We start from the raw sequence: 26,604 nt of genomic DNA, 5'->3' as shown, positions 1-26,604 counted from the left end.
TTCTTCTCTTCTTCCGTGCCCGCGCTCAGAGCGACGCGAGCGATTCCTTGGCTGCGGCGACGGCGTGCTCGGTGGTCATGCCGAACTCGCGGAAGAGCGTCTTGTAGTCGGCCGACGCACCGAAGTGCTCGATCGAGACGCTGCGGCCGTGGTCGCCGACGATCTTGTCCCAGGCGAGCGCCAGGCCGGCCTCGATGGAGACGCGGGCCTTGAGCTCCTTCGGCAGCACCTTCTCCTGGTAGGCGGCGTCCTGTTCGTGGAACCACTCGAGGCACGGAGCCGACACGACGCGGGCGTTGATCCCCTCGCCGCGCAGCACCTCGCGGGCCTCCAGGGCGATCTGCACCTCGGAGCCGGTGGCGATGAACAGCACGTCCGGCGTGCCGCCGGGCGCCTCGGCCAGGATGTACGCGCCCTTGGCGACGTTGGCGGCGGAGGCCAGCGTGTCGCCGGTGGCCTCGCCGTCGCCGCGCTCGAACACCGGGATGTTCTGGCGCGTCAGAGCGATGCCGGCGGGGCCGCCGCGGCGCTCGAGGATGGTCTTCCACGCGTACGCGACCTCGTTGGCATCGCCCGGGCGGACGACGTCGAGGTGAGGGATGGCGCGCAGCGTCGAGAGCTGCTCGATCGGCTGGTGGGTGGGGCCGTCCTCGCCGAGCGCGACGGAGTCGTGCGTCCAGACGAAGATCGAAGGAACCTGCATGAGCGCGGCGAGGCGGATCGCCGGGCGCTGGTAGTCGCTGAAGATCAGGAACGTGCCGCCGAACGGGCGGGTCGGGCCGTGCAGCACGATTCCGTTCAGGATCGCGGCCATCGCGTGCTCGCGGATACCGAAGTGCAGCACGCGGCCGTACGGGTTGCCGGTCCACTCGTGCGTGGAGTGCTCGGTCGGGACGAACGACGCCGCGCCCTCGATCGTGGTGTTGTTGGACTCGGCCAGGTCGGCGGAGCCGCCCCACAGCTCGGGCATGACGCCGGCGATCGCGTTGATCACCTTGCCGCTGGCGGCGCGGGTGGAGACGTCCTTGCCCGCCTCGAAGACCGGCAGCGCGTCGGCGAGGCCCTCGGGGACCTCGCCGGAGAGCAGGCGGTCCAGGAGCTGCTTGCGCTCGGGGTTGGCGGCGGCCCAGGCGTCGAAGCCCTTCTGCCACTCCGCGTGCTCCTGCGCGCCGCGCTCGACGGCCTTGCGGGTGTGCTCGATGACGTCCTCGGCGACCTCGAAGGTCTGCTCGGGGTCGAAGCCGAGCACCTCCTTGACCGCGCGGAGCTCGTCGGCGCCGAGCGCGGACCCGTGGATCTTGCCCGTGTTCTGCTTCTTGGGCGCCGGCCAGCCGATGATCGTCTTGAGGACGATGAGCGAGGGCTTGTCGGTGACCTCCTGGGCGTTGATGATGGCCTGGTGCAGCTCCTGCACGTCTTCCTCGTAGACGCCGGTCTTCTTCCAGTCGACGACCTGCACGTGCCAGTGGTAGGCCTCGTAGCGCGCCTTGACGTCCTCGGTGAAGGCGATGTTGGTGTCGTCCTCGATGGAGATCTGGTTGGCGTCATAGATCGCGATCAGGTTGCCGAGCTGCTGGTGGCCGGCGAGGCTGGAGGCCTCGGAGCTGATGCCCTCCTCCAGGTCGCCGTCGCTGGCGATCACGTAGACGAAGTGGTCGAACGGGCTGGTGCCGGGGGCGGCGTCCGGGTCGAACAGGCCGCGCTCGAAGCGCTGCGCGTAGGCGAAGCCGACCGAGGAGGAGATGCCCTGGCCGAGCGGGCCGGTGGTGATCTCGACGCCCTTGGTGTGGCGGTACTCCGGGTGGCCGGGGGTGAGTGAGCCCCAGGTGCGCAGCGCCTTGAGGTCGTCGAGCTCGAGGCCGTAGCCGCCGAGGTAGAGCTGGATGTACTGGCTCAGGGAGCTGTGGCCGGCCGACAGGATGAAGCGGTCGCGTCCGAGCCAGTGCTGGTCGTGCGGGTCGCGGCGCATCACCTTCTGGAACAGCAGGTACGCGGCGGGCGCGAGGCTCATCGCGGTGCCGGGATGCCCGTTGCCCACCTTCTCGACCGCGTCGGCCGCGAGGACGCGCACCGTGTCTACTGCCTTGTTGTCAATGGGATCCCACTGCAGAGCTGCCACGTGAAAACTGACCCTTCGTAGAAGTGGTGAGGGCCGTCTGTGGAACCCGCACCGGTTGAGGTAGTGCGCGCCGTGGACGTCATCGGCGCCGGTCGCGTCCTCCGTCACAGTCCTACGAATGGAGGCCGTGCGGAAGGGGCTCCGGCTGGCGAGCACCTCCAAGTATAGGTAACACGCACGAAACACGGGGTGTTCCTGCAGGTCGGTGCGCTACCCGGCGGCGCCCGGCCGCGGAAAGCCACGCGAGCCGCGGTTGTCGTAGACTTGTGCAGGGCTGTAACAATCCGTTTCTTCAGGCCTGTCATCCCGCAACCGAACCGCACGAGGAGCAATGGACGTCGCCGTAGAGAGTCGTGTCGAGCCGGCGAGCCGCATCGGTCTCGCACGCAAGGTCAAGGCGTACTTCGCCCTCACCAAGCCGCGGGTCGTCGAACTGCTCCTGGTGACCACCGTCCCGACGATGATCCTCGCCGCGCACGGCATCCCGAACCTCTGGCTCGTGCTGGCCACCGTCGTCGGCGGCTACATGTCCGCGGGCTCGGCGGGAGCGTTCAACTGCTACATCGACCGCGACATCGACCGCGTGATGCGGCGCACGAAGAACCGCCCGCTCGTCACCGGCGAGCTGAGCGACCGTGAGGCCCTCGTCTTCGCGTGGGCGCTCGGCGTGGCCTCCGTGCTGGTGCTCGGCCTCTTCACGAACTGGCTGGCCGCCGCGCTGTCGGTCGGCGCCATCCTGCTTTACGTGGTCTTCTACACGCTGATCCTCAAGCGCCGCACCGCCCAGAACATCGTCTGGGGCGGAGTCGCCGGCTGCATGCCGGTGCTGATCGGCTGGGCCGCGGTCACCGGTTCGCTCGCCTGGCCGCCGGTCATCCTCTTCGGCATCATCTTCCTCTGGACGCCGCCGCACTACTGGCCGCTCTCGATGAAGTACCGGGAGGACTACAAGGAGGCCGGCGTGCCCATGCTGGCCGTCGTGCGCGGACGCACGGTCGTCGGCCTGCAGGTCATCCTCTACGGGTGGGCGATGGTCGCCTGCTCGCTGCTGCTCATCCCGGTCGGCCACATGGGACTGGTCTACTCGGCGGTAGCGATCGGCGCCGGCGGCTGGTTCCTGTACGAATCGCACCGGCTGTACAACCTCGCGATCCGGCACGAGCGCGTCTCGCCGATGCGCGTCTTCCACGGCTCGATCGCCTACCTGACACTGATCTTCCTCGCCGTCGCGATCGATCCGCTGCTACCGTTCTGAGCGTGCAGGCGCTGAGGACGGCGCGGCTCGTGCTCGACACGCCGCGCGAGACCGACATCCCGGCCGTCCTCGAGGCCTGCGCCGATCCGGAGCTGCTGCGCTGGATCCCGCTCCCGGAGCCGTACACGCTCGAGAACGCGGAGTTCTTCGTGCGCTCCTACGCCCCGCACGGCCTGGCGGGGGGCCGGTTCACCGTGTGGGCGATCCGCGAGAGCGAGACCGGTCCGCTGATCGGGGCGGCCGAAGTGCGGCGCGACGAAGCGGCGGGAGCGGCCTCCCTCGGCTGCTGGCTCACGCCCGCCGCACGGCGCCGGGGAGTGATGACCGAGGCGCTGACCGCGGTGTGCGCGTACGCGCTGGACCCGGACGGCCTGGGCTTCGAACGCCTGCGCTGGGAATACCTGCCGGGCAACGAGGCGAGCAGGAGGCTCGCCGAAGCCGTGGGCTTCGACTTCACCGGAGCAGAGCCGCACACGGTCGACTTCCGCGGCGAGCAGCGGCAGGCGCTGACCGGCGAGCTCCGGCGCGACGGCTAGGCCGAGACCGCCTCCGCGGCGGAGGCGTTCGCGACCTCGTCGCGCGGGGCGGGGGCTTTCAGCGACAGGATGACCGCGGTCATCACCGACGCGAGCGTGGCGGCCAGCGTCATGTGGATGCCGACGAGGATGCCGGGAAGGCCGGTGTTCGACTGGATGAGGCCGACCGCGATCTGCGCGAGCTCGACCGCGAGCAGCAGCAGCGTGAAGCGGTGGACCGGCGTGGAGCGGATGCGCCAGGCTCCGACCACGAGCACCAGCGTGAGCGCGAACGTCACGTAGGCAGGAATGGCGTGCACGTGCTCGATGATCTCGGGGTTCAGCCCGTTGCGGGGGGTCTTCGCGTCACCCGCGTGCGGACCTGAGCCCGTCGTGACGATGCCGAACACGATCGTCACGCCGACGACCACGCTGGTGACGTACGCGGTCGCGGCGTACCAGCCGGGCACGGCGCGCAGGCGCGGTCCGGGGACGGCGTAGACGCGCACCAGGTAGACCGTGGTCAGGACGACCAGGATCATCGACGCGATGAAGTGCATTCCCACCACCCACCAGGTCAGACCGGTGAGCACCGTGATACCGCCGAGCACGGCCTGGAAGGGTACTCCGAGGCCCGCGACGAAGGAGAGCCAGAACAGGTCCGAACGGGTTCGGAGAAGCTTCACGACCGAGAGGAACGCCAGGATCGCGAGCACGGCCAGCACGCCCCCGAGCATGCGGTTGCCGAACTCGATGACGCCGTGGATGCCCATCTCCGGCGTGTTCACCAGGGAGTCTGCGGTGCACTTCGGCCAGGTCGGGCAGCCGAGGCCACTGGAGGTGAGGCGCACGGCTCCGCCGGTGGCCACGAGCAACACCTGCGCGGCGAGGTAGATCCAGGCGATGACCTTCGTGCGTCTCTCGACTCGGTCGGGCAGCCACGCGATGATGCGCTTCATAAGTTCCTGGATTCCTCAGATCTCGTTCGATACTCGGCCAACGTGCAGGCGCGCCTCTACTTTTACCGCGCTTCACCTGTAGAATTGGTGGGTTCGAGGAGCGCGCCTCGGTGCGCGCGCCCACGGGCGGCGCAGCGCGACCCGCCTCCTCGAACAGTCTAGGTACGCAGTTACGCCATTCGCACAATCACGACACTCATCGCCGACGCTCTCGCGCCGCGCGACGGGTGGAATGAGCCGGACTGATAGCCGGTTACGAATGGTAGGAAACGAGGTAGATATGTCAGACATCCTGATCGATCGGCCTGAGCTCGCCTCTCTGGGGCAGTACGAGTTCGGCTGGGCGGATTCCGACGCTGCGGGTGCTTCCGCGCGCCGGGGGCTCTCTCCCGAGGTGGTGAAAGACATCTCCGCACTCAAGAACGAGCCCGAGTGGATGCTGCAGCGTCGCCTCAAAGCCCTCCAGCTCTTCGAGCGCAAGCCGATGCCGACCTGGGGTGCCGACCTCTCGGACATCGACTTCGACAACATCAAGTACTTCGTCCGCTCCACCGAGAAGCAGGCCCAGAGCTGGGAAGACCTGCCGGAGGACATCCGCAACACCTACGAGAAGCTCGGCATCCCGGAGGCGGAGCGCCAGCGCCTGGTCGCCGGCGTCGCCGCCCAGTACGAGTCCGAGGTGGTCTACCACCAGATCCGTGAGGACCTCGAGCAGCAGGGTGTCATCTTCCTCGACACCGACACGGCGCTGAAGCAGCACCCGGAGATCTTCGAGGAGTACTTCGGCACCGTCATCCCGGCCGGCGACAACAAGTTCGCCGCGCTGAACACGGCCGTCTGGTCCGGCGGCTCCTTCGTCTACGTCCCCAAGGGCGTCCACGTCGAGATCCCGCTGCAGGCCTACTTCCGCATCAACACGGAGAACATGGGCCAGTTCGAGCGCACGCTCATCATCGCCGACGAAGACAGCTACGTGCACTACATCGAGGGCTGCACGGCGCCGATCTACAAGTCCGACTCGCTGCACTCCGCGGTCGTCGAGATCATCGTCAAGAAGAACGCCCGCGTGCGCTACACGACCATCCAGAACTGGTCGAACAACGTCTACAACCTGGTCACCAAGCGCGCCACCGCCGCCGAGGGCGCGACGATGGAGTGGATCGACGGCAACATCGGCTCCAAGGTGACGATGAAGTACCCGTCGATCTACCTGATGGGGGAGCACGCCAAGGGCGAGACCCTCTCCGTCGCCTTCGCCGGCCCGGGCCAGCACCAGGACGCCGGCGCGAAGATGATCCACATGGCGCCGTACACGCAGTCGTCGATCGTCTCGAAGTCGATCGCGCGCGGCGGGGGCCGTGCGGGCTACCGCGGCGAGGTGCGGGTGGACGCGAACGCGCACCACGCGGCCAATACCGTGCGCTGCGACGCCCTGCTGGTCGACACGATCTCGCGCTCCGACACGTACCCGGCGATCGACATCCGCGTCGACGACGTGCAGCTCGGCCACGAGGCGACGGTCTCGCGCGTGAGCGAGGAGCAGCTCTTCTACCTGATGTCCCGTGGGCTCCCGGAGGACGAGGCCATGGCCATGATCGTCCGCGGCTTCATCGAGCCGATCGCTCGTGAGCTCCCGATGGAATACGCACTCGAACTCAACAAGCTCATCGAGATGGGCATGGAAGGCTCTGTCGGCTGATATGACGACCCCCAGTACCCCGACGCCCTCTGCCACGATCCCGCAGAACACGGAGGCCGCGCCGGCTCCTACCCACATGCGCGCGCCCGTGCCCGTGCAGACCCGCTCCGAGCGCTTCACCTCGACCGATGTCGCCGACTTCCCCGAGGTCACCGGCCGCGAGGTCATGTGGAAGCACACGCCGGTCGCCCGCCTCGCCGAACTGATCTCCGGCGAGCTCGACGGCTCTCCGTACGTGTTCGACCTGACAGCGGCGCCCGGCGTGACGGCCTCCTGGGTCGCCCGAGACGACGCCCGCATCGGCGCCGCCGGCATCCCGGAGGACCGCGCCTCGGCGAACGCCTGGACGAACTTCGAGCAGGCGCTGCTCGTCTCGATCACCGGCGACGACGTCAAGGAGGCCACGCTCACCCGCGCGGCCCTCGGCGGCGGCGCGCGCGCAGCGCACACGGTCGTGGAGGTCGCCCCGGGCGCCCACGCGACACTCATCCTGCAGAACAGCGGCGCCGCCCACCTCACCGAGAACGTCGAGTTCCTGCTCGGCGCCCGCGCCGACCTCACGGTCGTCTCGGTGCAGGAGTGGGACGACGACGCACTGCACGTCTCCGCCCACTTCGCCGAGCTCGCCGAGGGCGCGCGCATCAAGCACGTCGCCGTCACGCTCGGCGGCGGCGTCGTGCGGCTCAACCCGTCGGCCCACCTCGCCGGCGCCCGCGCCGACGCCGAACTGCTCGGCGCGTACTTCGCCGACGCCTCGCAGCACCTCGAGCAGCAGGTGTACGTGCACCACGACGGCCCGGAGACCCGCAGCCGCGTCACCTACAAGGGCGCTCTGCAGGGTGAGGGCGCCCGCACGGTGTGGATCGGCGACGTGCTCATCGGCCCGAAGGCCGTCGGCACCGACACCTACGAGCAGAACCGCAACCTCGTCCTCACCGACGGCGCCCGCGCCGATTCGGTGCCGAACCTCGAGATCGAGACCGGCGACATCGTCGGAGCGGGCCACGCGAGCGCGACCGGCCGCTTCGACGACGAGCAGCTCTTCTACCTGCAGTCGCGCGGGATCCCCGAAGAGGAGGCGCGCCGCCTGGTCGTGCGCGGCTTCCTCTTCGAGATCGTGCAGCAGATCGGCTCGCCCGCCCTGCAGGAGCGACTGCAGCAGGCGATCGAGGCCGAGCTCGCGGTGTCCGTCACGGCGGCGAGCTGATGGCGGGTACCCGTGTCGCCGCGGCTGCGGAGCTCGTCGAGAACCAGGCCACCCGTGTGGTCGTCGACGGCGTCCCCATCGCCGTCGTGAAGGACTCGGCCGGCGACATCCACGCCATCGGCGACACCTGCACGCACGGCGAGATCTCGCTGTCCGAAGGCTTCATCGAGGGGGAGACGCTCGAATGCTGGGCGCACGGCTCCCAGTTCTCCCTCGTCACCGGCAAGCCGCTCAACCTCCCGGCCTACGAGCCGGTTCCCGTCTTCCAGGTCGAGGTCATCGACGGAGACGTCTACATCGACCCGACCGCCACGAAAGAGATTCAGTAAACATGTCAGTCCTCGAGATCCGCGACCTGCACGTCACCGTCGAGACGGACCAGGGCACCAAGCCCATCCTGAACGGTGTCGACCTGACCATCCGCGAGGGTGAGATCCACGCCATCATGGGCCCGAACGGCTCGGGCAAGTCCACGCTCGCCTACACGATCGCCGGCCACCCCAAGTACACCGTCACCGGCGGCAGCATCACGCTCGACGGCGAGGACGTCCTCGCGATGACCGTCGACGAGCGCGCCCGCGCCGGCCTCTTCCTCGCCATGCAGTACCCGGTCGAGATCCCCGGCGTCACCAACACCAACTTCCTCCGCACCGCGAAGACCGCGATCGACGGCCAGGCGCCCGCGATCCGCACCTGGGTGAAGGACGTCAGGGAGACCATGGGCCAGCTGCGCATGGACTCCTCGTTCGCCGAGCGCAATGTCAACGAGGGCTTCTCCGGCGGCGAGAAGAAGCGCAACGAGATCCTCCAGCTCGAGCTGCTCAAGCCGAAGTTCGCCGTGCTCGACGAGACCGACTCCGGCCTCGACGTCGACGCGCTCAAGGTGGTGTCCGAGGGCGTCAACCGCGCCAAGGCGAACACCGGTCTCGGCATCCTCCTGATCACGCACTACACGCGCATCCTCCGCTACATCCAGCCGGACTTCGTGCACGTGTTCGTCGCGGGCAAGGTCGCCGAGCAGGGCGGCCCGGAGCTCGCCGAGCGCCTGGAGGAGGAGGGCTACGACCGTTTCGTCGACGCCCCCGAGTCCGCGTCCGCCGCGGCGGGCGAGCTGGCCGGGGCCTGAGCGCCGGACCGCGGAGGTAGAATCCCGATATGCCCGCCACGCTGAGCCCGGCGCTCTTCGACGAGGTCGAAGAGGCGCTGAAGAACGTCATGGACCCGGAGCTCGGGATCAATGTCGTCGACCTGGGCCTCATCTACGATCTGGCCTGGGATGAGGAGAACAACGCCCTCATCATCTCGATGACGCTCACGAGCGCCGGCTGCCCGCTCACCGACGTGCTCGAGGAGCAGACCGCCGAGAGCCTCGACGGCATCGTCGAAGCCTTCCGCATCAACTGGGTGTGGATGCCGCCGTGGGGTCCGGAGCGGATCACCGACGACGGTCGCGACATGATGCGCGCCCTCGGCTTCGCCATCTAGCACTATCCCCCTCGCCATCCGTTCCTCACTTCCTCCCGCTGCGCCCCGGCGTGTCGCGAGAAGAAGTGAGGAACGGATGGCTCGTTTCTGAAGAATGGACTACTGCTGTGCTTGCCGTGCAAGGGCTCGAACTCCGCGTCGGAGCGCGCCTGCTGATGGAGGACGTCAGCTTCCGTGTCGCCGACGGCGACAAGATCGGGCTCGTCGGCCGTAACGGCGCGGGAAAGACGACGCTCACCAAGGTGCTCGCCGGCGACCTCCTGCCGACGGCGGGCAAGGTCGACCGATCGGGTGAGCTCGGCTACCTTCCACAGGACCCGCGATCCGGCAACCTCGACGACCTCGCGCGCACCCGCATCCTGGACGCCCGCGGTCTCGGCACGATCGTGCTCGGCATGCAGAAGGCCACGCACGACATGGCCAGCGACGACGCTGCGATCTCCGCCGCCGCGATGAAGACCTACGGCCGGCTGGAGGAACGCTTCCACCTGCTCGGCGGGTACGCGGCCGAGGCGGAGGCCGCCTCCATCGCCTCCAACCTGAACCTGCCCGACCGCATCCTCGACCAGCCGCTGAAGACGCTCTCGGGCGGCCAGCGCCGCCGCATCGAGCTCGCCCGCATCCTGTTCTCCAACGCGCGCACGATGATCCTGGACGAGCCGACGAACCACCTGGACGCCGACTCGGTCGTCTGGCTTCGCGACTTCCTCAAGGGCTACTCCGGTGGCTTCATCGTGATCTCGCACGACGTGGAGCTCGTCGGCGAGACGGTCAACCGGGTGTTCTACCTCGACGCCAACCGTCAGGTCATCGACATCTACAACATGGGCTGGAAGAACTACCAGCGCCAGCGGGCGGCCGATGAGGAGCGCCGCAAGAAGGAGCGCGCGAACGCCGAGAAGAAGGCGACCGCCCTCCAGCTGCAGGCCGCGAAGTTCGGCGCCAAGGCGACCAAGGCCGCGGCCGCGCACCAGATGGTGGCGCGCGCGGAGAAGCTGCTCGCGGGCCTCGACGAGGTGCGTCAGGTCGACCGGGTGGCCAAGCTGCGGTTCCCGACCCCGGCTCCGTGCGGCAAGACCCCGCTGCAGGCGTCCGATCTGTCGAAGAGCTACGGTTCGCTGGAGATCTTCACGGCGGTGGACCTCGCGATCGACCGCGGCTCGAAGGTCGTCGTCCTCGGGCTCAACGGCGCGGGCAAGACGACGCTGCTGCGGATGCTCGCCGGAGTGGACCAGCCCGACACGGGCGGGGTCGAGCCGGGCCACGGCCTCCGGATCGGCTACTACGCGCAGGAGCACGAGACGATCGACGTCGAGCGCTCCGTGCTTCAGAACATGGTGTCGTCGTCGCCGAATCTCACCGAGACCGAGGCCCGCAAGGTGCTGGGCTCGTTCCTGTTCACGGGCGACGACGCGCACAAGCCGGCCGGGGTGCTCTCGGGCGGTGAGAAGACGCGGTTGGCGCTGGCGATGATCGTCGTGTCGGGGGCCAACGTGCTGCTGCTCGACGAGCCGACGAACAACCTGGACCCGGCGAGCCGCGACGAGATCCTGGACGCGCTGGCGCACTACGAAGGCGCCGTCGTGCTGGTGAGCCACGACGAGGGCGCGGTGGAGGCGTTGAACCCCGAGCGCGTCCTCATCCTCCCCGACGGTGTCGAGGACCACTGGAACAAGGACTACCTGGAACTGATCTCGCTGGCCTGACCGTTCAGCGGCCGGCGTCGAGGAGCTCGTCCTCCACGTCGGCGTCGGTGCGCTTGGCGGCCCGGCGACGGGCCCGCTCGGCGGCGCGCGCCTTCTCGGCCGGGTCGTGCTCGTTGCGTTTGCGGTACTCGATGCGCAGGGCGTAGCCCAGGCCGAAGAAGCCGATCAGGGCGAAGATGATCCACTGGATCATGTACGACCAGTGCAGCCCCTCGTCCTGCGTCGGCGGGCCGGTGACGGTCGGGGTCGGCGCGGTGGCGGGATGCGGCTTCTGCGAGTCGAGCAACCCGTAGGCGCCGGTGTAGACATCGGCGCCGGCGAGCTTCTGCTTGACGACCGAGAGCTGGATGGTGCCCACCTGCATCCCCACGCCCGTGCGGCCCTGGATGGCGGGCTCGCTGGCCTTCAGCCGCGCGACGACCGTGACGATGCCGGAGGGTGCGGGCGGGACGTGGTCGGGCGCGTCGGTGTTGGCGCCGGTCGGCACCCAACCGCGGTCGACGATGAAGAGCGAGCCGTCGGGAGTGCGCAGGGGAGTGAGCACCTCGAAGCCGGGGCTGCCGTTGAACGGGCGGTTGCGCGCGAGCAGCTCCTTGTCCTTCTCGTAGGTGCCGGTCACCGTGACGCGGGTCCACTCCTGGCTCGGCGAGTACGCCGTGAGTGACGGAAGCTCGTCGGAGAGCGGGACGGGGTGCGAGTAGAAGTTCTGCGAGATCAGGGCGTTTGCGGCAGCGGCTTCCTTGCTGCGGGCGAGCTGCCAGTTGGAGAGGAAACCGCAGGCGATGGCGAACACGATCGCGAACGCGAGGTAGCCCAGCCAGCGGCGAGAGAAGGCGAAACCCCATCCGCCGGCCGGCTGCGGGACGTTCTCGACACCGTCCGGCTCGGGAGCGTCGACACCGTGCCGCTCCGGGCGCTCGGTGGCCGTCACGCGCTGGTCCGTTCGCCCTCGTCGTCCGCCAGGCCGACGACGGCCACCGGGAACTCGCGGGCGGCGAGGAACTCGCGCAGGAAGTCCACATGCTCGGCGCACGCCAGCCACACCTTCACGCGGTCGGCCGAGTGGATGCGCGGGTTGCGCCACTCGATGCGCCACGACGCGGTTTCGCGGCAGCCGGCACGCGAGCACGTGAGCGGTGCCGGTTCGCCCAGTGCGATCACTCGTCCTCCTGTCGGTCGCCGTGCTCTCCGGACGGAGGAGGCGTCAGGGGAAGGATATTGCCCGGACGCTGTGCTTCTCCTTGACGCGGCTCGGCGCCGACGTTGGCGACGACGACCGCGAAGTACGGCAGGAAGATGGCGCCGACCAGGGGGATCGCGGCCCACGGCCAGCCGATGAAGAGCGCAGCGATGACGCAGACGATGCGAACCCCCATGGCGACGGAGTATTTGATCATCCGGCGCTTGCGCTCTTCGTCCGGCGAGAGCGGAAGATTCGTGATGGACGGGCGTGGCTGCTTCATGTGCGTTGCCTCAAGCGTACGTCCATAAACTGGTACCCGGCCCGCACGGGGCCGATTCGTCGAAAGGACCGCCTCCATGACCACGCCACGCACCGTTCTCGTCACCGGAGGCAACCGCGGCATCGGCTACGCCATCGCCGAGGAGTTCCTGGCGCAGGGGCACCGCGTGGCCGTCACGGCCCGTTCCGGCGAGGGCCCGGCCGGCGCGCTCACCGTGCGGGCGGACGTCACCGACGCCGCGTCGGTCGATGCGGCATTCAGCCAGGTGGAGGCCGAGCTCGGTCCGGTCGAGGTGGTCGTGGCCAACGCGGGTATCACCAAGGACACCCTGCTCATGCGGATGAGCGACGAGGAGTTCGACTCGGTCGTCGAGACGAACCTCGGCGGTGCGTTCCGCGTGGTGAAGCGCGCGTCCAAGGGCATGCTGAAGGCCCGCTGGGGTCGCATCGTGCTCATCTCGAGCGTCGTCGGCCTGTACGGCTCCGCGGGTCAGGTGAACTACGCGGCCAGCAAGTCCGGCCTCGTCGGCATGGCGCGCTCGATCACGCGCGAACTCGGCGCACGCGGCATCACCGCCAACGTGGTCGCTCCCGGGTTCATCGAGACCGACATGACGGCCGCGCTGCCCGAGGCCCAGCAGGCCGAGTACAAGAAGAACATCCCGGCCGGCCGCTTCGCGTCGCCGAACGAGGTCGCTCGCGTCGTCACGTGGGTCGCGGGGGACGACGCGGGCTATGTCTCCGGCGCGGTCATCCCGGTCGACGGCGGCCTCGGCATGGGTCACTGACGCGTCGAGGGGGTCAGCGCGTTCAGGGCGGTCAGCCACGGAGGCCGAGTAGCGGGAGGACCTGGGCGAGGTCCTGCCGGTCGATCACCAGGTCGGCCTCGGCGCGCACGCGCGGCTTGGCGTTGAACGCCACCGCCAGGCCGGCCTCCGCCATCATGCGGAGGTCGTTGGCGCCGTCGCCGATCGCGATCGTCTGCCGCAGGTGAACGCCGCATTCGGCGGCCCAGAACAGCAGCGCCTGGGCTTTCGCGGCGGCATCGACGACCGGGCCGTCGACCTCGCCGGTCAGCACGCCGTCGCTCACGGCCAGCCGGTTGGCGCGCCAGTGGTCGAGGCCGAGCCGTTCGCCGAGCGGGTCGAGGAGCTCGTGGAAGCCCCCGGAGACCACGCCCACCTCGCCTCCGGCGGCTTGGACGCCCGCGATCAGCTCCGGCACGCCGTCGGTCACGCGGATGCGCTCGCCCACGCGCTCGAAGACCTCCACCGGCAGCCCGGCGAGGGTTCGCACACGCTCGCGGAGGCTCTCCTCGAAGTCAAGCTCGCCGCGCATGGCGCGTTCGGTGATGTCGGCGACTTCGGTGCGCGAGCCGGCCTCCTCGGCCAGAAGCTCGATGACCTCGTCATGGATGAGGGTGGAGTCCGCGTCGAGGACGACGAGGAACCGGGCGGCCCGCTCGGAGGGACGGGAGCCGTCGTGAGGGTAGCCGGTGCTCATGGGACGACGTGCACACCCTTGCCGACGACCGTGATGCCGGACTCGGTGACCGTGAATCCCCGCGCGCGGTCGCGGTCGGGGTCGACGCCGATGCGGGCGCCCTCGGCCACCACCACGTCCTTGTCGAGGATCGCCCGGCCGACGAACGCGTTCGGCTCGATGACGGCTCGCTCGAACACTACGGAGTCCACCACCTTGGCGCCGGAGTCCACGGTGGCCCACGGGCCGAGCACGCTGCGCTCCAGGTGGGCGCCCGAGATCACGGAGCCGAGCGACACGATCGAGTCGATCGTCGTGCCGAGCGCCCCGCGGCCGTCGCGCACGATCTTCGCCGGGGGCGAGTTGAGCACCTGGCTGAAGATCGGCCACTCCCGGTTGTAGAGGTTGAAGACGGGGAGGGCGGAGATCAGGTCGGTGTGGGCCTCGAAGAACGAGTCGATCGTCCCGACGTCGCGCCAGTAGTAGCGGTCGCGGTCGGTCGACCCGGGCACGTCGTTGTTGTTGAAATCGTAGACGCCGGCCTCCCCCCGCGACACGAAGTCGGGGATGATGTCGCCGCCCATGTCATGGTTGGAGTCGGGCCGGTCGCCGTCGCGCACCACCGCGTCGATGAGGGCGTCGGCGTCGAAGACGTAGTTGCCCATCGAGGCCAGCACCTCGCCGGGGGAGTCGGGCAGCCCGACCGGATCGTTCGGCTTCTCGCGGAAGGCCGCGATGCGCGACGTGTCGTGCCCGTCCACTTCGATGACGCCGAACTGGTCGGCCAGCGAGATCGGCTGGCGGATCGCCGCGACGGTCGCCGCGGCGCCCGAATCGATGTGCGCCTGCAGCATCTGACCGAAGTCCATCCGGTAGACGTGGTCGGCGCCGACCACGACGACGATGTCCGGCCGCTCGTCGCGCAGCAGGTTGAGGCTCTGGAGGATCGCGTCGGCCGAGCCGCTGAACCAGCGCTTGCCGAGCCGCTGCTGGGCCGGCACCGAAGCGATGTACGAGTTGAGCATCCCGTCGAGGCGCCAGGTCTGCGAGACGTGGCGGTCGAGGCTGTGCGACTTGTACTGGGTGAGGACGACGATCTGGCGCAGCTGCGAGTTGATCAGGTTCGACAGGGCGAAGTCGATGAGGCGGTACTGTCCGCCGAACGGCACCGCCGGCTTGGCGCGGTCGGCGGTCAACGGCATCAGCCGCTTGCCCTCCCCACCCGCGAGGACGATGCCGAAGATCTTCTTGCCTGCTGCCATAGGCACCACAGTAGAGGCAACCGGAGGGCTGTACTAGCGTTCTCGACATGCGCGTTGATCTTCTGACCAAGGAGTACCCGCCGGACATCTACGGCGGTGCCGGGGTGCACGTGACCGAGCTGGTCCGGGCCCTCAGAACGGATACTGAAGTGCGCGTACGCTGCTTCGGCGAGCCGCGCGACGAGGTCGACACCTTCGCCTACCGGGTGCCCGCCGAGCTCGCCGCGGCCAACGGGTCGATCACCACGCTCGGTGTCGACCTCCAGATGGCGCAGGACTGCGGCGGCGCCGACGTCGTGCACTCGCACACCTGGTACGCCAACGCCGGAGGCCATCTCGCGAAGCTCCTGCACGGCGTCCCGCACGTGGTCACCGCGCACAGCCTGGAGCCGCTGCGGCCGTGGAAGGCCGAGCAGCTCGGCGGCGGGTACCGCGTCTCCAGCTGGATCGAGAAGACCGCCTTCGAGGCGGCGGACACCGTGATCGCCGTCTCCGACGGGATGCGGCGCGACATCCTCGCCTCCTACCCGTCGCTCGACCCGCAGAAGGTCACCGTGGTCTACAACGGCATCGACCTCGAGCGCTGGAAGCCCCTGCACGACGGCGACCTGGCTCGCGCGCTCGGCATCGATCCCGACCGGCCCTCCGTCATCTTCGTCGGCCGGATCACCCGGCAGAAGGGCCTGCCCTACCTGCTGCGGGCGGCGCGTTTGCTGCCGCCGGAGGTACAGGTAATCCTCTGCGCCGGCGCCCCGGACACGCCGGAGATCCTCGCGGAGGTCACCGGCCTGGTCGACGGGCTGAAGGCGGAGCGCCACGGCGTGGTGTGGATCGACCGGCTGCTGCCCAACGACGAGCTGCGCGCCGCCCTGACCGCCGCCACCGTGTTCGTCTGCCCGTCGATCTACGAGCCGCTCGGGATCGTGAACCTGGAGGCCATGGCGTGCGGACTGCCTGTCGTCGGCACGGCGACGGGAGGCATCCCCGAGGTCATCGTCGACGGCGTCACCGGGCGTCTGGTGCCGATCGAGCAGTTGCAGGACGGCACGGGGACGCCGACGGATCCCGAGGCGTTCGTCCGCGACCTGGCGGCGGCGCTGACGGAGGTCGTGAGCGACCCCGAGCGGGCGGCGCTCATGGGCGCTGCCGGCCGCGACCGGGCGGAGACCGAGTTCAGCTGGACGGCGATCGCCGAGCAGACCAGGGCCGTCTACCGGTCGTTGACCTCCTCCTGACGCCGCTAGGCTAGACGGCATGGCAGGCAGTGTTCTCCGACTCCACGACGTGTCCGTTGTCCGGGACGGCAACCCCGTCCTCCAAGACGTCGACTGGACGGTGGAGCCGGATGAGCGCTGGGTGATCCTCGGCCCCAACGGCGCGGGCAAGACGACGATGCTGCAGATCGCGGCGGCCGCGTTGCACCCGTCGTCGGGGGAGGCCGTGGTGCTCGGCGAGACCGTCGGCCACAGCGACCTGGCCGAGCTGCGCCCGCTGCTCGGTTTCGCCTCCACCGCGCTCGCCCGCCGCATCCCGCGCACCGAGCGCGTGCTCGACGTGGTGATGACCGCCGCGTACGCGGTGACCGGCCGCTGGAACGAGCTCTACGAGGAGATCGACGAGCGTCGTGCCCGTCGCGTTCTCGCGGAGTGGCACCTCGAGCACCTCGCGGAGCGCACCTTCGGCAGCCTGAGCGACGGCGAGCAGAAGCGCGTCCAGATCGCGCGCTCGGTCATGACCGACCCCGAGATCCTGCTGCTCGACGAGCCGGCCGCAAGTCTCGACCTCGGCGGCCGCGAGGAGCTCGTGCAGCTGCTCGGCGGCTACGCGAGCGACGCGAAGTCCCCGGCGATCGTCATGGTCACCCACCACGTCGAGGAGATCCCGCTCGGGTTCAACCGCGCGCTCCTGCTGAAGGACGGCCGCATCGCCGCCCAGGGCGCGATCGACGAAGTGCTGACCAGCGAGTCCCTCAGCGAGACGTTCGGAATCGACGTGGAGCTGACCGAGACCGCGGGCCGCTACACCGCGCGGGCGCGTCAGGCGTCAGCCGAGTGACACATCTGCTAAACTCGATAGCTGGTTCTCCTTCATCGTGTCCGCTCTGCGGCAGGTGAGAACCGAAAAGCTTCCCGTCGACGCGCTTTCGCGCGCAGACACGACCGACCGAACACTACGCAACAAGGAAGTCCTCATGAAGACTGGCATCCACCCCGACTACGCCCCCGTGGTTTTCCGCGACCTGGCCTCGGGTGCGACGTTCCTGACCCGCTCCACCGTGACCAGCGAGAAGACGATCGAGTGGGAGGACGGCAACACGTACCCCGTCATCGACGTCGAGATCTCGTCCGAGTCGCACCCGTTCTACACGGGCAAGCAGCGCATCCTCGACTCGGCCGGCCGCGTCGAGAAGTTCAACACGCGCTACAAGAACTTCGGCAAGTAGGCCGCAACGAAAGACCCCGCGCCGCGTCCTCAGGACGCCGCGCGGGGTCTTTCGTGTTGGGCGGCCGGAGATTCGTCACGAATCGCCGCTTTCGTGCCACGAATCTCGCGATTCGTGACGAATCCGGCGCTCAGTAGGTCGTGTGCCCCTGCGACGCCGCGATGCCGATCGCGATCAGCACGAAGATGGTGACGAGGATGCCGATGGCGACCTCCACGAAGCCGATGATGACAGCGGCGAGAGCGAGGCCGCGGCCCTGCTCACCGGTGCGCTTGATCTGGGAGAGGGCGACGAAGCCCAGGATGATGCCGACGATGCTCACGAAGAACGCCAGGATGAACGCGACGATCGACATCGTGTTGTAACCGGCCGGCTGCGGCTGCTGGTAGGCGCCGTATTGGGGTTGCTGCGGCTGCTGCGGAGGCAGCGGCTGCGGGTTCAGATTCGGATCGCTCATGGCACTGAGAGTAGCGGCCCAGGAGACGCGCAGGAAGGCCCCAGCCTCTGCGCTCCAGCCACGTGACTCAGCGGATCGGCCACAGCCCGGACGCGGTGAACTCCGGGTCGCGGGCTCGGCGCATGTACTCCTGGAAGTCGGCGGCCTGCTCCCGGCACCAGTCGATCTGCTTCGTGTGCAGCTCTGCGGCCGCGATGGCGAGGACTTCGCCGTGCTGCCGGGCGAGCGCCTGGGCGAGACGACCGGCGGCGATCGCGTCGGCGGCGGCGTCGTGGGCGGCGTCGAGCTCGACGCCGTAGTGGGTGGCCGTGACGGTCAGCGTGCGTTTGCCCGGGCGGTACCGGTCCACCGCCCGATCGATGACCAGCGGATCGATGATGGGGCCGGGGGAGTCGAGCGGTTCGATCCCGTGGCGGCGTGCCTCGCGGTCGAGCAGCGTGAAGTCGTACGGGGCGTTGTACGCCACGACCGGGATGCCGCGGTCGAACAGGCGGCGCAGCTGGTCGACGATCGCCGCAACACCCGCTCCGGCGTCCATCCCCTTCTCGCGTGCGAGTTCGGTGGTGATGCCGTGCACGCCTGTCGCCTCCGCAGGGATCTCGACACCGGGGTCGAGGAGCCAGTAGCGACCGTGCTTCACCTCACCGTTCGCCCCGAGCAGGCCGACATGGGCCGTCACGATCCGCGCCGATTCGACATCCACGCCCGTGGTCTCGAGATCGAAGACGCCGAGTTCGTGATGCCAGGTGCTCATGCAGCCAGCGTAGGAACGACCGCCGTCACCGCCGGGATTAAGCCCGGCGCGGCTCGATGTGCAGCCAGTAGAAGCTCTGCGTTCCAAGCGTCAGCGTGAAACGGCCGTCCTCGGCGACGGTCGGGAACTCCGCACCGCCGAAGAGGTCGTAGAGCACGCCTCCGGCGAACTCCGGTGCCTCCAGGCTCACGGAGACCGGGTTGTGCGCGAACGAGAAGACGCAGAGCACGTCCTCCGGCTGGTCGCCGAAGTGTGTTCCGCTCCCTTCGTAGCTGCGCACGAACGCCAGCACCGACTCGTGGTCGGTCGGGAGCACACGCATGTCGCCGAGTCCGAACACCGGGTGCGCCTTGCGCACGTGGATGACGTTGCGGATCCAGTGCAGCAGCGAACGGGACTGCGCGAGCTGCGCCTCCACGTTGACCTGGTTGTAGTGGTAGACGAGCGACTGCACGATCGGGAGGAACAGTTTGCCCGGGTCGGCCGTGGAGAATCCGGCATTGCGGTCGGGGGTCCACTGCATGGGGGTGCGCGAGCTGTCCCGGTCGGGCAGCCAGATGTTGTCGCCCATCCCGATCTCGTCGCCGTAATAGAGGAACGGGCTGCCCGCGAGTGAGAACAGCAGCGCGTGGGCGAGCTCGAGCTCTGCACGCGAGTTGTCGAGCAGAGGGGCGAGCCTGCGCCGGATGCCGATGTTCGCGCGCATCCGCGGGTCGTAGGCGTACCACCCGTACATCGCCTGGCGGTACTCCTCGCTGACCATCTCGAGCGTCAGCTCGTCGTGGTTGCGCAGGAACACGCCCCACGCCGAGCCGTCGGGCACGTCGGTGGTCTCGGACAGCACTCTGATCAGCTCGCTCGCCTGCTGGCTGCGCAGCGCGTAGAAGATGCGCGGCATGACCGGGAAGTCGAAGGCCATGTGACACTCCGGCTCGTCCTCGGTGCCGAAGAACGCCGCGACCTCGCGGGGCCACTGGTTGGCCTCTGCGATCATCATGCGGCCGGGGTACTCCCTGTCGACCATGATCCGCAGCTTCTTGATGAACTCGTGCGTGGGCGGCTCGCCTTCGCCGTTGCCCTCGTCCGACTCGTAGAGGTAGGGGATCGCGTCGAGCCGGAACCCGTCGACGCCGAGGTCGAGCCAGAACCGCACCACGTCGAACATCGCGTCGTGCACGGCCGGGTTCTCGAAGTTGAGGTCGGGCTGGTGCGAGAAGAACCGGTGGAAGAAGTACTGCCTGCGCGCCTCGTCGAAGGCCCAGTTGGAGTCCTCGGTGTCTACGAAGATGATGCGGATGTCGGGCCACTTGTCGTCGGTGTCGTTCCACACGTAGAAGTCGCCGTACGGCCCCTCCGGGTCGCTGCGCGACTGCTGGAACCACTCGTGCTGGTCGGAGGTGTGGTTCATCGGCAGGTCGATGATGATGCGCATGTTGCGCTCGTGAGCCTTCGTGACCAGGTCGCGGAACTCGTCGATGGTCCCGAACTCGGGCAGGATCGACTTGAAGTCCGAGACGTCGTAGCCGCCGTCGCGCAGCGGGGACTGGAAGAACGGCGGCAGCCAGAGAGCGTCGATGCCGAGCCACTGCAGATAGTCGAGCTTGGAGGTGAGCCCGGCGATGTCGCCGGAGCCGTCGCCGTTGCTGTCGACGAACGAGCGGACCATGACCTCGTAGAACACCGCGCGGCGGTACCACTGGGGGTCGAGCGTCAGCCCGGGCAGCGTGATGGGAGCGGTGAAGCTCACGGTTCTCCTTCTCGGGCGGGGTGGCCCGGGGGTCGTGCACGTGGGGCATGCAAGCGATTACATCCAGAGAAGTCTAGGACCTTCGTAGCGGGCACTGTCCAGTCCTGACGACGCATTCACGGTGGGCGGGGAGGCGCCGCCTAGACTGGACGGCGATGACTCCCACGACACGGTACGCCGCCTCTCCGTACGAGGAGGCGCTGGGCCGCGTCCCGGTACGCCGTGCAGAGCTCCCCGTGCTCGGCGGGATGACGCGGTACTGGGACTACGGCGACGCGGACGCGGGCACGACGCTCGTGCTGGTGCATGGCTTCCGCGGCGACCACCACGGCCTCGAACCCGTGGTGGCCCAGCTGAGTGGTCTGCGACTGATCTCGCCCGACCTCCCCGGCTTCGGCGAGTCCACACCGATGACCGAGTGCGACCACGACATCGACGGCTACACACACTGGCTGCGCGCGTTCGTGGCGGCGCTCGGGCTCGAGGGCCGCGTCATCCTGCTCGGCCATTCGTTCGGCTCGATCGTCGTCTCGGCGACCCTGGCCGAGGCCGGAGTCACCCGGCCGAGCTCGGTCGTGCTCGTCAACCCGATCGGCCAGCCCGCGCTGGCCGGCCCGCGCGGCGTGCTGACCCGGCTCGCGATCTTCTACTACTGGCTGGCGGCCGCGCTGCCGGAGCGCCTCGGCTTCGCGCTCCTGCGCAACCGGCTGATCGTGCGGGTCATGAGCGTGGCGATGGCCAAGACTCGTGACCGCGGCCTGCGGTCGTGGATCCACGGCCAGCACGACAGCTACTTCTCGGCCTTCAGCGACCGGAGGGTGGTGCTGCAGGCCTTCCGCGCCTCCGTCGCGCACGACGTCAGTGAGTACGCGGCGCGCATCGCAGAGCCGACGCTCCTCGTCGCCGCCGTCGACGACGACATCACGCCGATCGCGGCCGAACGCCGGCTCCGCGGGATCTTCCCGGACGCGCGGCTCGTCGAGATCCCGGACGTCGGGCACCTCATCCACTACGAGAAGCCGGTGGAGGCCGCGCGCGCCATCGAGGCCTTCCTCACCGAGCAGGGGCTGGTCTCGCCCGCTCGGGCGGAGGGCGCCGCGTGAGGATCCTCTTCGACTGCCGGTACACCCGCATCGGGCGCCACGACGGGATCAGCCGCTTCACGGCGGGACTGGTGGGCGCGCTGGCCGAGCGGCACGCGGTCACCATGCTGATCAGCGACCACCGGCAGCTCGAGCTGCTGCCCGACCTTCCGTGGGAGCTGATCGCCTCCCCGACCTCTGTCGGCGAGCCGTGGATCGCCCGCCGCGTCAACAGGCTCGAGCCCGACATCGTGTTCACCCCCATGCAGACGATGGGCGGCTTCGGCCGGCGCTACCGGCTGGTGCTCACGGTCCACGACCTCATCTACTACCGTCACCCCACGCCGCCGCGCGACCTGCCGGCCTTCGTGAGGGTGCTCTGGAGGCTGTACCACCTCGCGTGGTGGCCGCAGCGCCTGCTGCTCAACAGGTCCGACGCGGTGGTGACCGTGTCGGAGACCACCAAGGCGCTCATCGCGGAGCACAAGCTGACCCGGCGGCCGGTCTCGGTGGTGCCGAACGCGGCCGACATGCCGCCGATCCCCGAGAAGCGCGCTGCCCGCACCACGCCCGAGTCGAAGAGCCTCGTCTACATGGGGTCGTTCATGCCGTACAAGAACGTGGACACCCTCGTGCGTGCGATCGCGCAGCTGCCCGACTACCGCCTCCACCTGATGAGCCGGGTGAGCCCCGCCGAACGCGACCGGCTGTCGGCGCTCGCCCCCGGCACCCAGCTGGTGTTCCACGACGGGGCGACCGACGAGGACTACGCCGAGACGCTGGCGCGTGCCACGGCGCTCGTCACGGCCTCCCGCGACGAGGGGTTCGGCATCCCGCTCGTCGAGTCGATGACCCTGGGCACACCGGTCGTGGTGAGCGACATCCCGATCTTCCGCGAGATCGGCGGCCGCGCCGCGCTGTACTTCCCCGCCGACGATCCGGACGCGCTGGTCGCGCGCATCCGGCACCTGGAGGAGCCGGGGGTCTGGGCCGAGCGATCGGCCGGATCCCGCGAGGAGGCCGCCCGGTACACCTGGGCGACCTCCGCCGACCGCCTGCTCACCGTGCTCACCGCGACGGCGGCGCGCGCGAAGGGGCGCGGCCGCCGCTGAACACGGCGTCGCGTCAGAGCACGGCGCCGCGTCAGAGCGCTGCCTGCGTCAGAGCACGGACGCGGTGAACAGGTCGCGGTCCTCCGGACCGAGATTGAACCTGTCGAGCGTGAGCCGGCCGTCGCCGTAGCGGAACCGGTGCACCGAGCCGTTCGGAATCACCTCGCCGGGGCCGGGGAGGGCGTGGTCCGTCACGTGACGCACGAGCGAGCCGATGACGCCGCCGTGGCTGACGACGATGAGGCTCTCGCCGGGATGCGCGTCGCCGAGCTCGAGCAGGGCGGGCAGCGCGCGCTCCACGACCTCCTCCCTGGTCTCCCGGCCCGGCACGGGGGTCCCCTCCGGCCAGCGCTCCAGGATCTCCGCACCCGTCAGACCCTCTGCCTCGCCGTAGCGTCGCTCGGCGATCGCGGGCAGGCGTTGCGGTTCGCCGAGGCCGAGATGCGCGGCGATGATGCGCGCCGTGTCGACGGCTCTGCTGAGCGGACTGGCGAACACCGCGTCGAACCGGCCGCCGGCGAGCGCACGGCCGGTCGCGTCGGCCTGCTCGCGGCCCGTGTCGTTGAGGGGGATGTCGCTGGATCCTTGGATGCGCTTGGCCAGGTTCCAGTCGGTCTGGCCGTGCCGCACGAGCGAGATGAGGGTCACGCACGTCCTTTCGTCGAAGGACGCGCGTCGAGCTAGGCGAGTCGGTGTGCGAGCTCGACCAGCGTCTCGGTGGTCCCGCCGTCCAGCTTAACGGTGGCCCTGCTGTCGCCCTTCGTCTCCCCGCGGTTGACGATCACGATGGGGAGGCGCTTGCGCCTGGCCTCCTCGAGGAGACGGATGCCCGAGTTGACGACCAGCGACGATCCAGCGATGACGAGGGCGTCGGCTCCGCGCACGAGCGCGCTGGCCTCCCGGTACTTCTCTGCGGGGATGAACTCGCCGAAGAACACGACGTCCGGCTTCAGGCGCCCGCCGCACACGGTGCAGTCGGGGACCACGAACGCGTCGACGTCGGTGACGATGGCGTCGCCGTCCGGAGCGATCTCCACCGCGCCCTCGGCGTCGAGCCACGGGTTGGCGCTGTCGATGCGGGCGGTGATCGCCTCACGCGCGAAGATCTGCCCGCACACCAGGCAGACGACGCGATCCATCGAGCCGTGCAGGTCGACGACGCGGCGGCTGCCGGCCTGCTTGTGCAGTCCGTCGACGTTCTGCGTGATGACGCCGTTGGCGGCGCCGGATGCCTCCAGAGCGGCGAGCGCCCGGTGGCCGGCGTTGGGGTGGGCCGCGGCGAACCTGCGGTAGCCGAGGTGGCTTCCCGCCCAATACCGCTTGCGGTAACGGTCGTCGGCCAGGAACTGCTGGAACGTCATCGGAGTGCGCTTGGGGGCGCCCTCGCCGCGGTAGTCGGGGATGCCGGAGTCGGTGGAGACGCCGGCGCCGGTGAGCACCGCGAACGTGCGACCGGCGAGCAGCGACTCCACGTGGTCGATTTCGCGGGAGAGCTCGGGCGAGAGCTCCGTCGTCAGCGTGGCCCCGCGTGTCTCCGTGGTCACAGTCACCTCCCGGTCGATCCTCACTGGAGTCTAAACCGGCCGCTTTTCGGATTTGTTTCCACGGACTGGCAATCTGGAGGGGTGCAGATCCAGCGTGTGACCGACTTGACGGCCGACGGCCTCGCCGACTACTCCCGCCTCACCGACGTCGCGCTGCGGCGGGTGACCGAGCCGGAGGGCGGTCTCTACATCGCGGAGTCGACCAAGGTCATCACGCGGGCACTGGCGGCCGGCCACCGACCGCGTTCCGTCCTGCTGCAGGAGCAGTGGCTCGACGACGTGGCGCCGCTGCTGGAGCCGTTCCCCGACGTGCCGGTGTTCGTGGGGGAGCCCGCACTGCTCGAGCAGCTGACCGGCTACCACCTGCACCGGGGAGCCCTCGCCGCGATGCACCGGCCCGAGCTGCCCGACCCGCGCGAGCTGCTGGCCGGTGCCCGGCGCGTCGTCGTCCTCGAGGACATCGTCGACCACACGAATGTCGGGGCGATCTTCCGCAGCGTCGCGGGTCTCGGCGCCGACGCGGTGCTCGTCAGCCCGCGCTGCGCCGATCCGCTGTACCGGCGCAGCGTGCGCGTGAGCATGGGAACCGTGCTCCAAGTGCCGTGGACGCGGCTGCCCGAGTGGGAAGAGGCCGGACCGCTGCTGCACGACGCGGGCTTCGAGATCGCCGCGCTCGCCCTCGCCGACGACGCGGTCTCGCTCGACGCCTACGCCGCGGCGGCGCCGGACCGGGCCGCGCTGGTCTTCGGCGCGGAGGGCGACGGGCTCAGCAGGCGCGCGCTGGCCGCGGCCGACACCGTCGTCACGATCCCGATGCTGCACGGTGTCGACTCGCTCAACGTGGCCTCCGCCAGCGCCGTGGTGCTGTGGGCGCTGCGGCTCCCGGGCTGAGGCGCGGGCCGTCCGGGCGAGTCCGGTGCCGCTGGCGCGTTCTCAGGCGATGCCTGAGCATCTTCCGTAGACTCCGAGGGTGGCTCAGCAAGTCCTCGCCGATCCGCCGCGCCGTCTGAACCGCAAGCAGGTCTACCTTCGCCGCCGGTTCGTGGTCTTCGGCGTCGGGGGAGTGCTGCTCGTCGCTCTGCTCTACCTGGCCGGCTCGATCATCACGCCGGTGCCCGCCACGGCCGCGGTGACCCAGCACGAGAAGGCGCTCACCCAGGCGGCCGCCCAGCTGGCCTGGCCCGGGTACGGATCGGCGGCGATCACCGCGCCCGACTATCCCGGCGCGACCGAGTACCACGGGAGCGACGCGAGCATGCCGATCGCGAGCATGACGAAGACGATCACCGCCCTCGTCGTGCTCGACGCCAAGCCGCTCGACGGCTCCTCTGAGGGGCCCTCGATCTCCTTCACCCAGAAGGACGTCGACATCTGGAACACGGTCATCGCCGACGGCGGATCCTGGGCGCCGGTCAAAGCGGGGACCTCGATGACCGAGAAGCAGGCGCTCACCGCGATGCTGCTGCCGTCGGCCAACAACTACGCGATCTCGCTCGCGAACTGGGCATACGGGTCGTCCTCCGCGTACGTCTCCGCCGCGAACTCGTGGCTCAAGAACAAGGGATTCTCCGGAACGAAGGTCGTCACGCCGGACGGGCTCGACCCCGGCAACGTCAGCACGACCAAAGACCTGATCGGGCTGGGCAAGCTCGTGCTCGCGTCTCCGGTGCTGTCATCCATCGTCTCGCAGAAGTCCGCGACGCTGCCCGGCGCGGGAGCCCAGGACAACACGAACGCGCTGCTCGGGGTGGACGGTGTGGACGGCATCAAGACCGGCAACACCGATGAGGCGGGCTTCTGCCTGCTGTTCTCCGCCGAGGTGCCGGTCGGCGCGGTGAAGGTCCGCGTGCTCGGCGTCGTGCTCGGCGCCCCCGACCACGACACGCTGTGGGCCGGTGTGACCGGACTCCTGACCAGCATGCAGGCGGGGTTCCACGAGGTGGAGGCGGCAACGAGCGGCCAGGCGTTCGGCTCGTACACGACGCCGTGGGGCGCTTCGTCGAACCTGGTCGCCACCAGCGGTGAGACCTTCGTGGTGTGGTCGGACACACCGATCCAGGTGGACCTCACGACGCGCCCGATCCAGTCGGGGTTCAAGGGCGACCTGGTCGGGCGCATCACGTTCACGTTCAACGGGACGACGAAGACGGTCGACCTCGCGCTGGCGAAGGACGTTCCCGACCCGGGCTTCGGGTGGCGTCTGGCGCACCCGGGCGGGCTCGGAGTCTGACACGCCCGAAGCGCGCCACGCGCAGATGATTGCGCGGGTGAGGGCCGGGGTGACCGCATCGGAGTGACGCCCGACGGCCCCGCG

The 26,604-nt window shown here is 69.3% G+C and carries 28 protein-coding genes; 16 read left to right on the top strand and 12 right to left on the bottom strand.

Annotated elements, in window-relative coordinates:
• Window positions 1-25 precede the first annotated feature (25 nt).
• Window positions 26-2,119, bottom strand: a complete 2,094-nt coding sequence (gene tkt, locus KNO15_RS02675) for a transketolase (protein ID WP_241701889.1) — start codon at window positions 2,117-2,119, stop codon at window positions 26-28.
• Window positions 2,120-2,450: 331 nt separating this feature from the next.
• On the opposite strand from tkt, the gene KNO15_RS02670 reads away from it, so the two are divergent.
• Window positions 2,451-3,374: a heme o synthase gene (locus tag KNO15_RS02670; protein ID WP_241701888.1), complete on the top strand. Its 924-nt coding sequence runs from the start codon at window positions 2,451-2,453 to the stop codon at window positions 3,372-3,374.
• A gap of 2 nt (window positions 3,375-3,376) precedes the next feature.
• The gene (locus KNO15_RS02665; RefSeq protein ID WP_241701886.1) at window positions 3,377-3,910 is read left to right on the top strand and encodes a GNAT family N-acetyltransferase; all 534 of its coding nucleotides are present in this window, start codon (window positions 3,377-3,379) and stop codon (window positions 3,908-3,910) included.
• Here KNO15_RS02665 and KNO15_RS02660 read toward each other — a convergent pair.
• Window positions 3,907-4,848, bottom strand: coding sequence for a COX15/CtaA family protein (locus KNO15_RS02660; protein ID WP_241701885.1), 942 nt, complete (start codon window positions 4,846-4,848; stop codon window positions 3,907-3,909). The two genes, KNO15_RS02665 and KNO15_RS02660, sit on opposite strands and share 4 nt — an antisense overlap.
• 280 nt (window positions 4,849-5,128) lie before the next feature.
• Between KNO15_RS02660 and sufB the strand changes: the two genes are divergently transcribed.
• The 6 genes from sufB (at window position 5,129) to KNO15_RS02630 (ending at window position 10,945) form a co-directional block, all read left to right on the top strand.
• Complete coding sequence (sufB, locus tag KNO15_RS02655) at window positions 5,129-6,547, top strand: Fe-S cluster assembly protein SufB (RefSeq protein WP_208039352.1); 1,419 nt, start codon at window positions 5,129-5,131, stop codon at window positions 6,545-6,547.
• 1 nt (window position 6,548) lies between these two features.
• A complete protein-coding gene (gene sufD / locus KNO15_RS02650; RefSeq protein WP_241701883.1) occupies window positions 6,549-7,754 on the top strand; it encodes a Fe-S cluster assembly protein SufD in 1,206 nt (401 codons plus the stop codon).
• The gene (locus KNO15_RS02645) at window positions 7,754-8,083 is read left to right on the top strand and encodes a non-heme iron oxygenase ferredoxin subunit (protein ID WP_241701881.1); all 330 of its coding nucleotides are present in this window, start codon (window positions 7,754-7,756) and stop codon (window positions 8,081-8,083) included. Before sufD ends, KNO15_RS02645 begins: the two co-directional genes overlap by 1 nt.
• A 2-nt stretch (window positions 8,084-8,085) precedes the next feature.
• On the top strand, window positions 8,086-8,880 hold the full coding sequence (gene sufC, locus KNO15_RS02640) for a Fe-S cluster assembly ATPase SufC (RefSeq protein WP_241701880.1): 795 nt from the start codon (window positions 8,086-8,088) through the stop codon (window positions 8,878-8,880).
• Window positions 8,881-8,909: 29 nt separating this feature from the next.
• Complete coding sequence (locus tag KNO15_RS02635) at window positions 8,910-9,239, top strand: metal-sulfur cluster assembly factor (RefSeq protein WP_055916008.1); 330 nt, start codon at window positions 8,910-8,912, stop codon at window positions 9,237-9,239.
• Window positions 9,240-9,346: 107 nt separating this feature from the next.
• On the top strand, window positions 9,347-10,945 hold the full coding sequence (locus KNO15_RS02630) for an ABC-F family ATP-binding cassette domain-containing protein (protein ID WP_308220417.1): 1,599 nt from the start codon (window positions 9,347-9,349) through the stop codon (window positions 10,943-10,945).
• Between the two features lie 4 nt (window positions 10,946-10,949).
• On the opposite strand, the gene KNO15_RS02625 is transcribed toward KNO15_RS02630, so the two are convergent.
• Genes KNO15_RS02625 through KNO15_RS02615 form a run of 3 tightly spaced genes read right to left on the bottom strand, consistent with a single transcriptional unit; the run spans window position 10,950 to window position 12,408 of the window.
• Window positions 10,950-11,876, bottom strand: a complete 927-nt coding sequence (locus KNO15_RS02625; RefSeq protein ID WP_308220416.1) for an SURF1 family cytochrome oxidase biogenesis protein — start codon at window positions 11,874-11,876, stop codon at window positions 10,950-10,952.
• Window positions 11,873-12,106, bottom strand: a complete 234-nt coding sequence (locus tag KNO15_RS02620; protein ID WP_241701879.1) for a hypothetical protein — start codon at window positions 12,104-12,106, stop codon at window positions 11,873-11,875. Before KNO15_RS02620 ends, KNO15_RS02625 begins: the two co-directional genes overlap by 4 nt.
• A complete protein-coding gene (locus tag KNO15_RS02615) occupies window positions 12,103-12,408 on the bottom strand; it encodes a DUF3099 domain-containing protein (RefSeq protein ID WP_241701877.1) in 306 nt (101 codons plus the stop codon). Before KNO15_RS02615 ends, KNO15_RS02620 begins: the two co-directional genes overlap by 4 nt.
• A gap of 76 nt (window positions 12,409-12,484) precedes the next feature.
• On the opposite strand from KNO15_RS02615, the gene fabG reads away from it, so the two are divergent.
• Window positions 12,485-13,195 (top strand): 3-oxoacyl-ACP reductase FabG, encoded by a 711-nt coding sequence (gene fabG, locus KNO15_RS02610; RefSeq protein WP_241701876.1) that lies wholly within the window; start codon window positions 12,485-12,487, stop codon window positions 13,193-13,195.
• A gap of 31 nt (window positions 13,196-13,226) precedes the next feature.
• Here the strand turns inward: fabG and serB are convergent, their stop codons facing one another.
• Together serB and KNO15_RS02600 are read right to left on the bottom strand one after the other, a co-directional pair.
• Window positions 13,227-13,910 (bottom strand): phosphoserine phosphatase SerB, encoded by a 684-nt coding sequence (gene serB / locus KNO15_RS02605; RefSeq protein WP_241701875.1) that lies wholly within the window; start codon window positions 13,908-13,910, stop codon window positions 13,227-13,229.
• The gene (locus tag KNO15_RS02600) at window positions 13,907-15,151 is read right to left on the bottom strand and encodes a glucose-1-phosphate adenylyltransferase (protein ID WP_241701874.1); all 1,245 of its coding nucleotides are present in this window, start codon (window positions 15,149-15,151) and stop codon (window positions 13,907-13,909) included. Before KNO15_RS02600 ends, serB begins: the two co-directional genes overlap by 4 nt.
• A 47-nt stretch (window positions 15,152-15,198) precedes the next feature.
• On the opposite strand from KNO15_RS02600, the gene glgA reads away from it, so the two are divergent.
• From glgA to KNO15_RS02585, 3 genes are all read left to right on the top strand, one after another.
• The gene (gene glgA, locus KNO15_RS02595) at window positions 15,199-16,386 is read left to right on the top strand and encodes a glycogen synthase (protein ID WP_241701873.1); all 1,188 of its coding nucleotides are present in this window, start codon (window positions 15,199-15,201) and stop codon (window positions 16,384-16,386) included.
• A gap of 19 nt (window positions 16,387-16,405) precedes the next feature.
• Window positions 16,406-17,206 carry an ABC transporter ATP-binding protein gene (locus KNO15_RS02590; protein ID WP_241701872.1) on the top strand — a complete coding sequence of 267 codons (801 nt, stop codon included), beginning with the start codon at window positions 16,406-16,408 and terminating at the stop codon, window positions 17,204-17,206.
• 136 nt (window positions 17,207-17,342) lie between these two features.
• On the top strand, window positions 17,343-17,594 hold the full coding sequence (locus KNO15_RS02585; RefSeq protein ID WP_055916022.1) for a type B 50S ribosomal protein L31: 252 nt from the start codon (window positions 17,343-17,345) through the stop codon (window positions 17,592-17,594).
• 130 nt (window positions 17,595-17,724) lie between these two features.
• Here KNO15_RS02585 and KNO15_RS02580 read toward each other — a convergent pair whose 3' ends face one another.
• The 3 genes from KNO15_RS02580 to treS form a co-directional block, all read right to left on the bottom strand.
• Window positions 17,725-18,051: a DUF4190 domain-containing protein gene (locus tag KNO15_RS02580; protein ID WP_241701871.1), complete on the bottom strand. Its 327-nt coding sequence runs from the start codon at window positions 18,049-18,051 to the stop codon at window positions 17,725-17,727.
• Window positions 18,052-18,118: 67 nt separating this feature from the next.
• Entirely contained in the window at window positions 18,119-18,805 is a 687-nt protein-coding gene (locus KNO15_RS02575) for a 3'-5' exonuclease (protein ID WP_241701870.1), read from the bottom strand.
• A gap of 37 nt (window positions 18,806-18,842) precedes the next feature.
• Window positions 18,843-20,552 carry a maltose alpha-D-glucosyltransferase gene (treS, locus tag KNO15_RS02570; protein WP_241701869.1) on the bottom strand — a complete coding sequence of 570 codons (1,710 nt, stop codon included), beginning with the start codon at window positions 20,550-20,552 and terminating at the stop codon, window positions 18,843-18,845.
• A 155-nt stretch (window positions 20,553-20,707) separates the two neighbouring features.
• On the opposite strand from treS, the gene KNO15_RS02565 reads away from it, so the two are divergent.
• Window positions 20,708-21,655 (top strand): alpha/beta fold hydrolase, encoded by a 948-nt coding sequence (locus KNO15_RS02565; protein WP_241701868.1) that lies wholly within the window; start codon window positions 20,708-20,710, stop codon window positions 21,653-21,655.
• A complete protein-coding gene (locus KNO15_RS02560) occupies window positions 21,652-22,746 on the top strand; it encodes a glycosyltransferase family 4 protein (protein ID WP_241701867.1) in 1,095 nt (364 codons plus the stop codon). Before KNO15_RS02565 ends, KNO15_RS02560 begins: the two co-directional genes overlap by 4 nt.
• A 48-nt stretch (window positions 22,747-22,794) precedes the next feature.
• Here KNO15_RS02560 and KNO15_RS02555 read toward each other — a convergent pair whose 3' ends face one another.
• On the bottom strand, window positions 22,795-23,394 hold the full coding sequence (locus KNO15_RS02555; protein ID WP_241701866.1) for a histidine phosphatase family protein: 600 nt from the start codon (window positions 23,392-23,394) through the stop codon (window positions 22,795-22,797).
• A gap of 32 nt (window positions 23,395-23,426) precedes the next feature.
• On the bottom strand, window positions 23,427-24,290 hold the full coding sequence (locus tag KNO15_RS02550) for a Sir2 family NAD-dependent protein deacetylase (protein ID WP_374113133.1): 864 nt from the start codon (window positions 24,288-24,290) through the stop codon (window positions 23,427-23,429).
• Between the two features lie 81 nt (window positions 24,291-24,371).
• Between KNO15_RS02550 and KNO15_RS02545 the strand changes: the two genes are divergently transcribed.
• Both KNO15_RS02545 and KNO15_RS02540 read left to right on the top strand, forming a co-directional pair.
• Window positions 24,372-25,181 (top strand): TrmH family RNA methyltransferase, encoded by an 810-nt coding sequence (locus KNO15_RS02545; RefSeq protein ID WP_241701864.1) that lies wholly within the window; start codon window positions 24,372-24,374, stop codon window positions 25,179-25,181.
• 79 nt (window positions 25,182-25,260) lie between these two features.
• Window positions 25,261-26,520 carry a D-alanyl-D-alanine carboxypeptidase family protein gene (locus tag KNO15_RS02540; RefSeq protein WP_241701863.1) on the top strand — a complete coding sequence of 420 codons (1,260 nt, stop codon included), beginning with the start codon at window positions 25,261-25,263 and terminating at the stop codon, window positions 26,518-26,520.
• Window positions 26,521-26,604: the final 84 nt, after the last annotated feature.

Origin of the sequence: Leifsonia shinshuensis (genome assembly GCF_022606355.1) — a bacterium.
Classification (GTDB): Bacteria; Actinomycetota; Actinomycetes; order Actinomycetales; family Microbacteriaceae; genus Leifsonia; species Leifsonia shinshuensis_B.
Note: the sequence above shows the minus strand (reverse complement) of the source record. Positions and strands in the feature narration are given on the sequence as shown.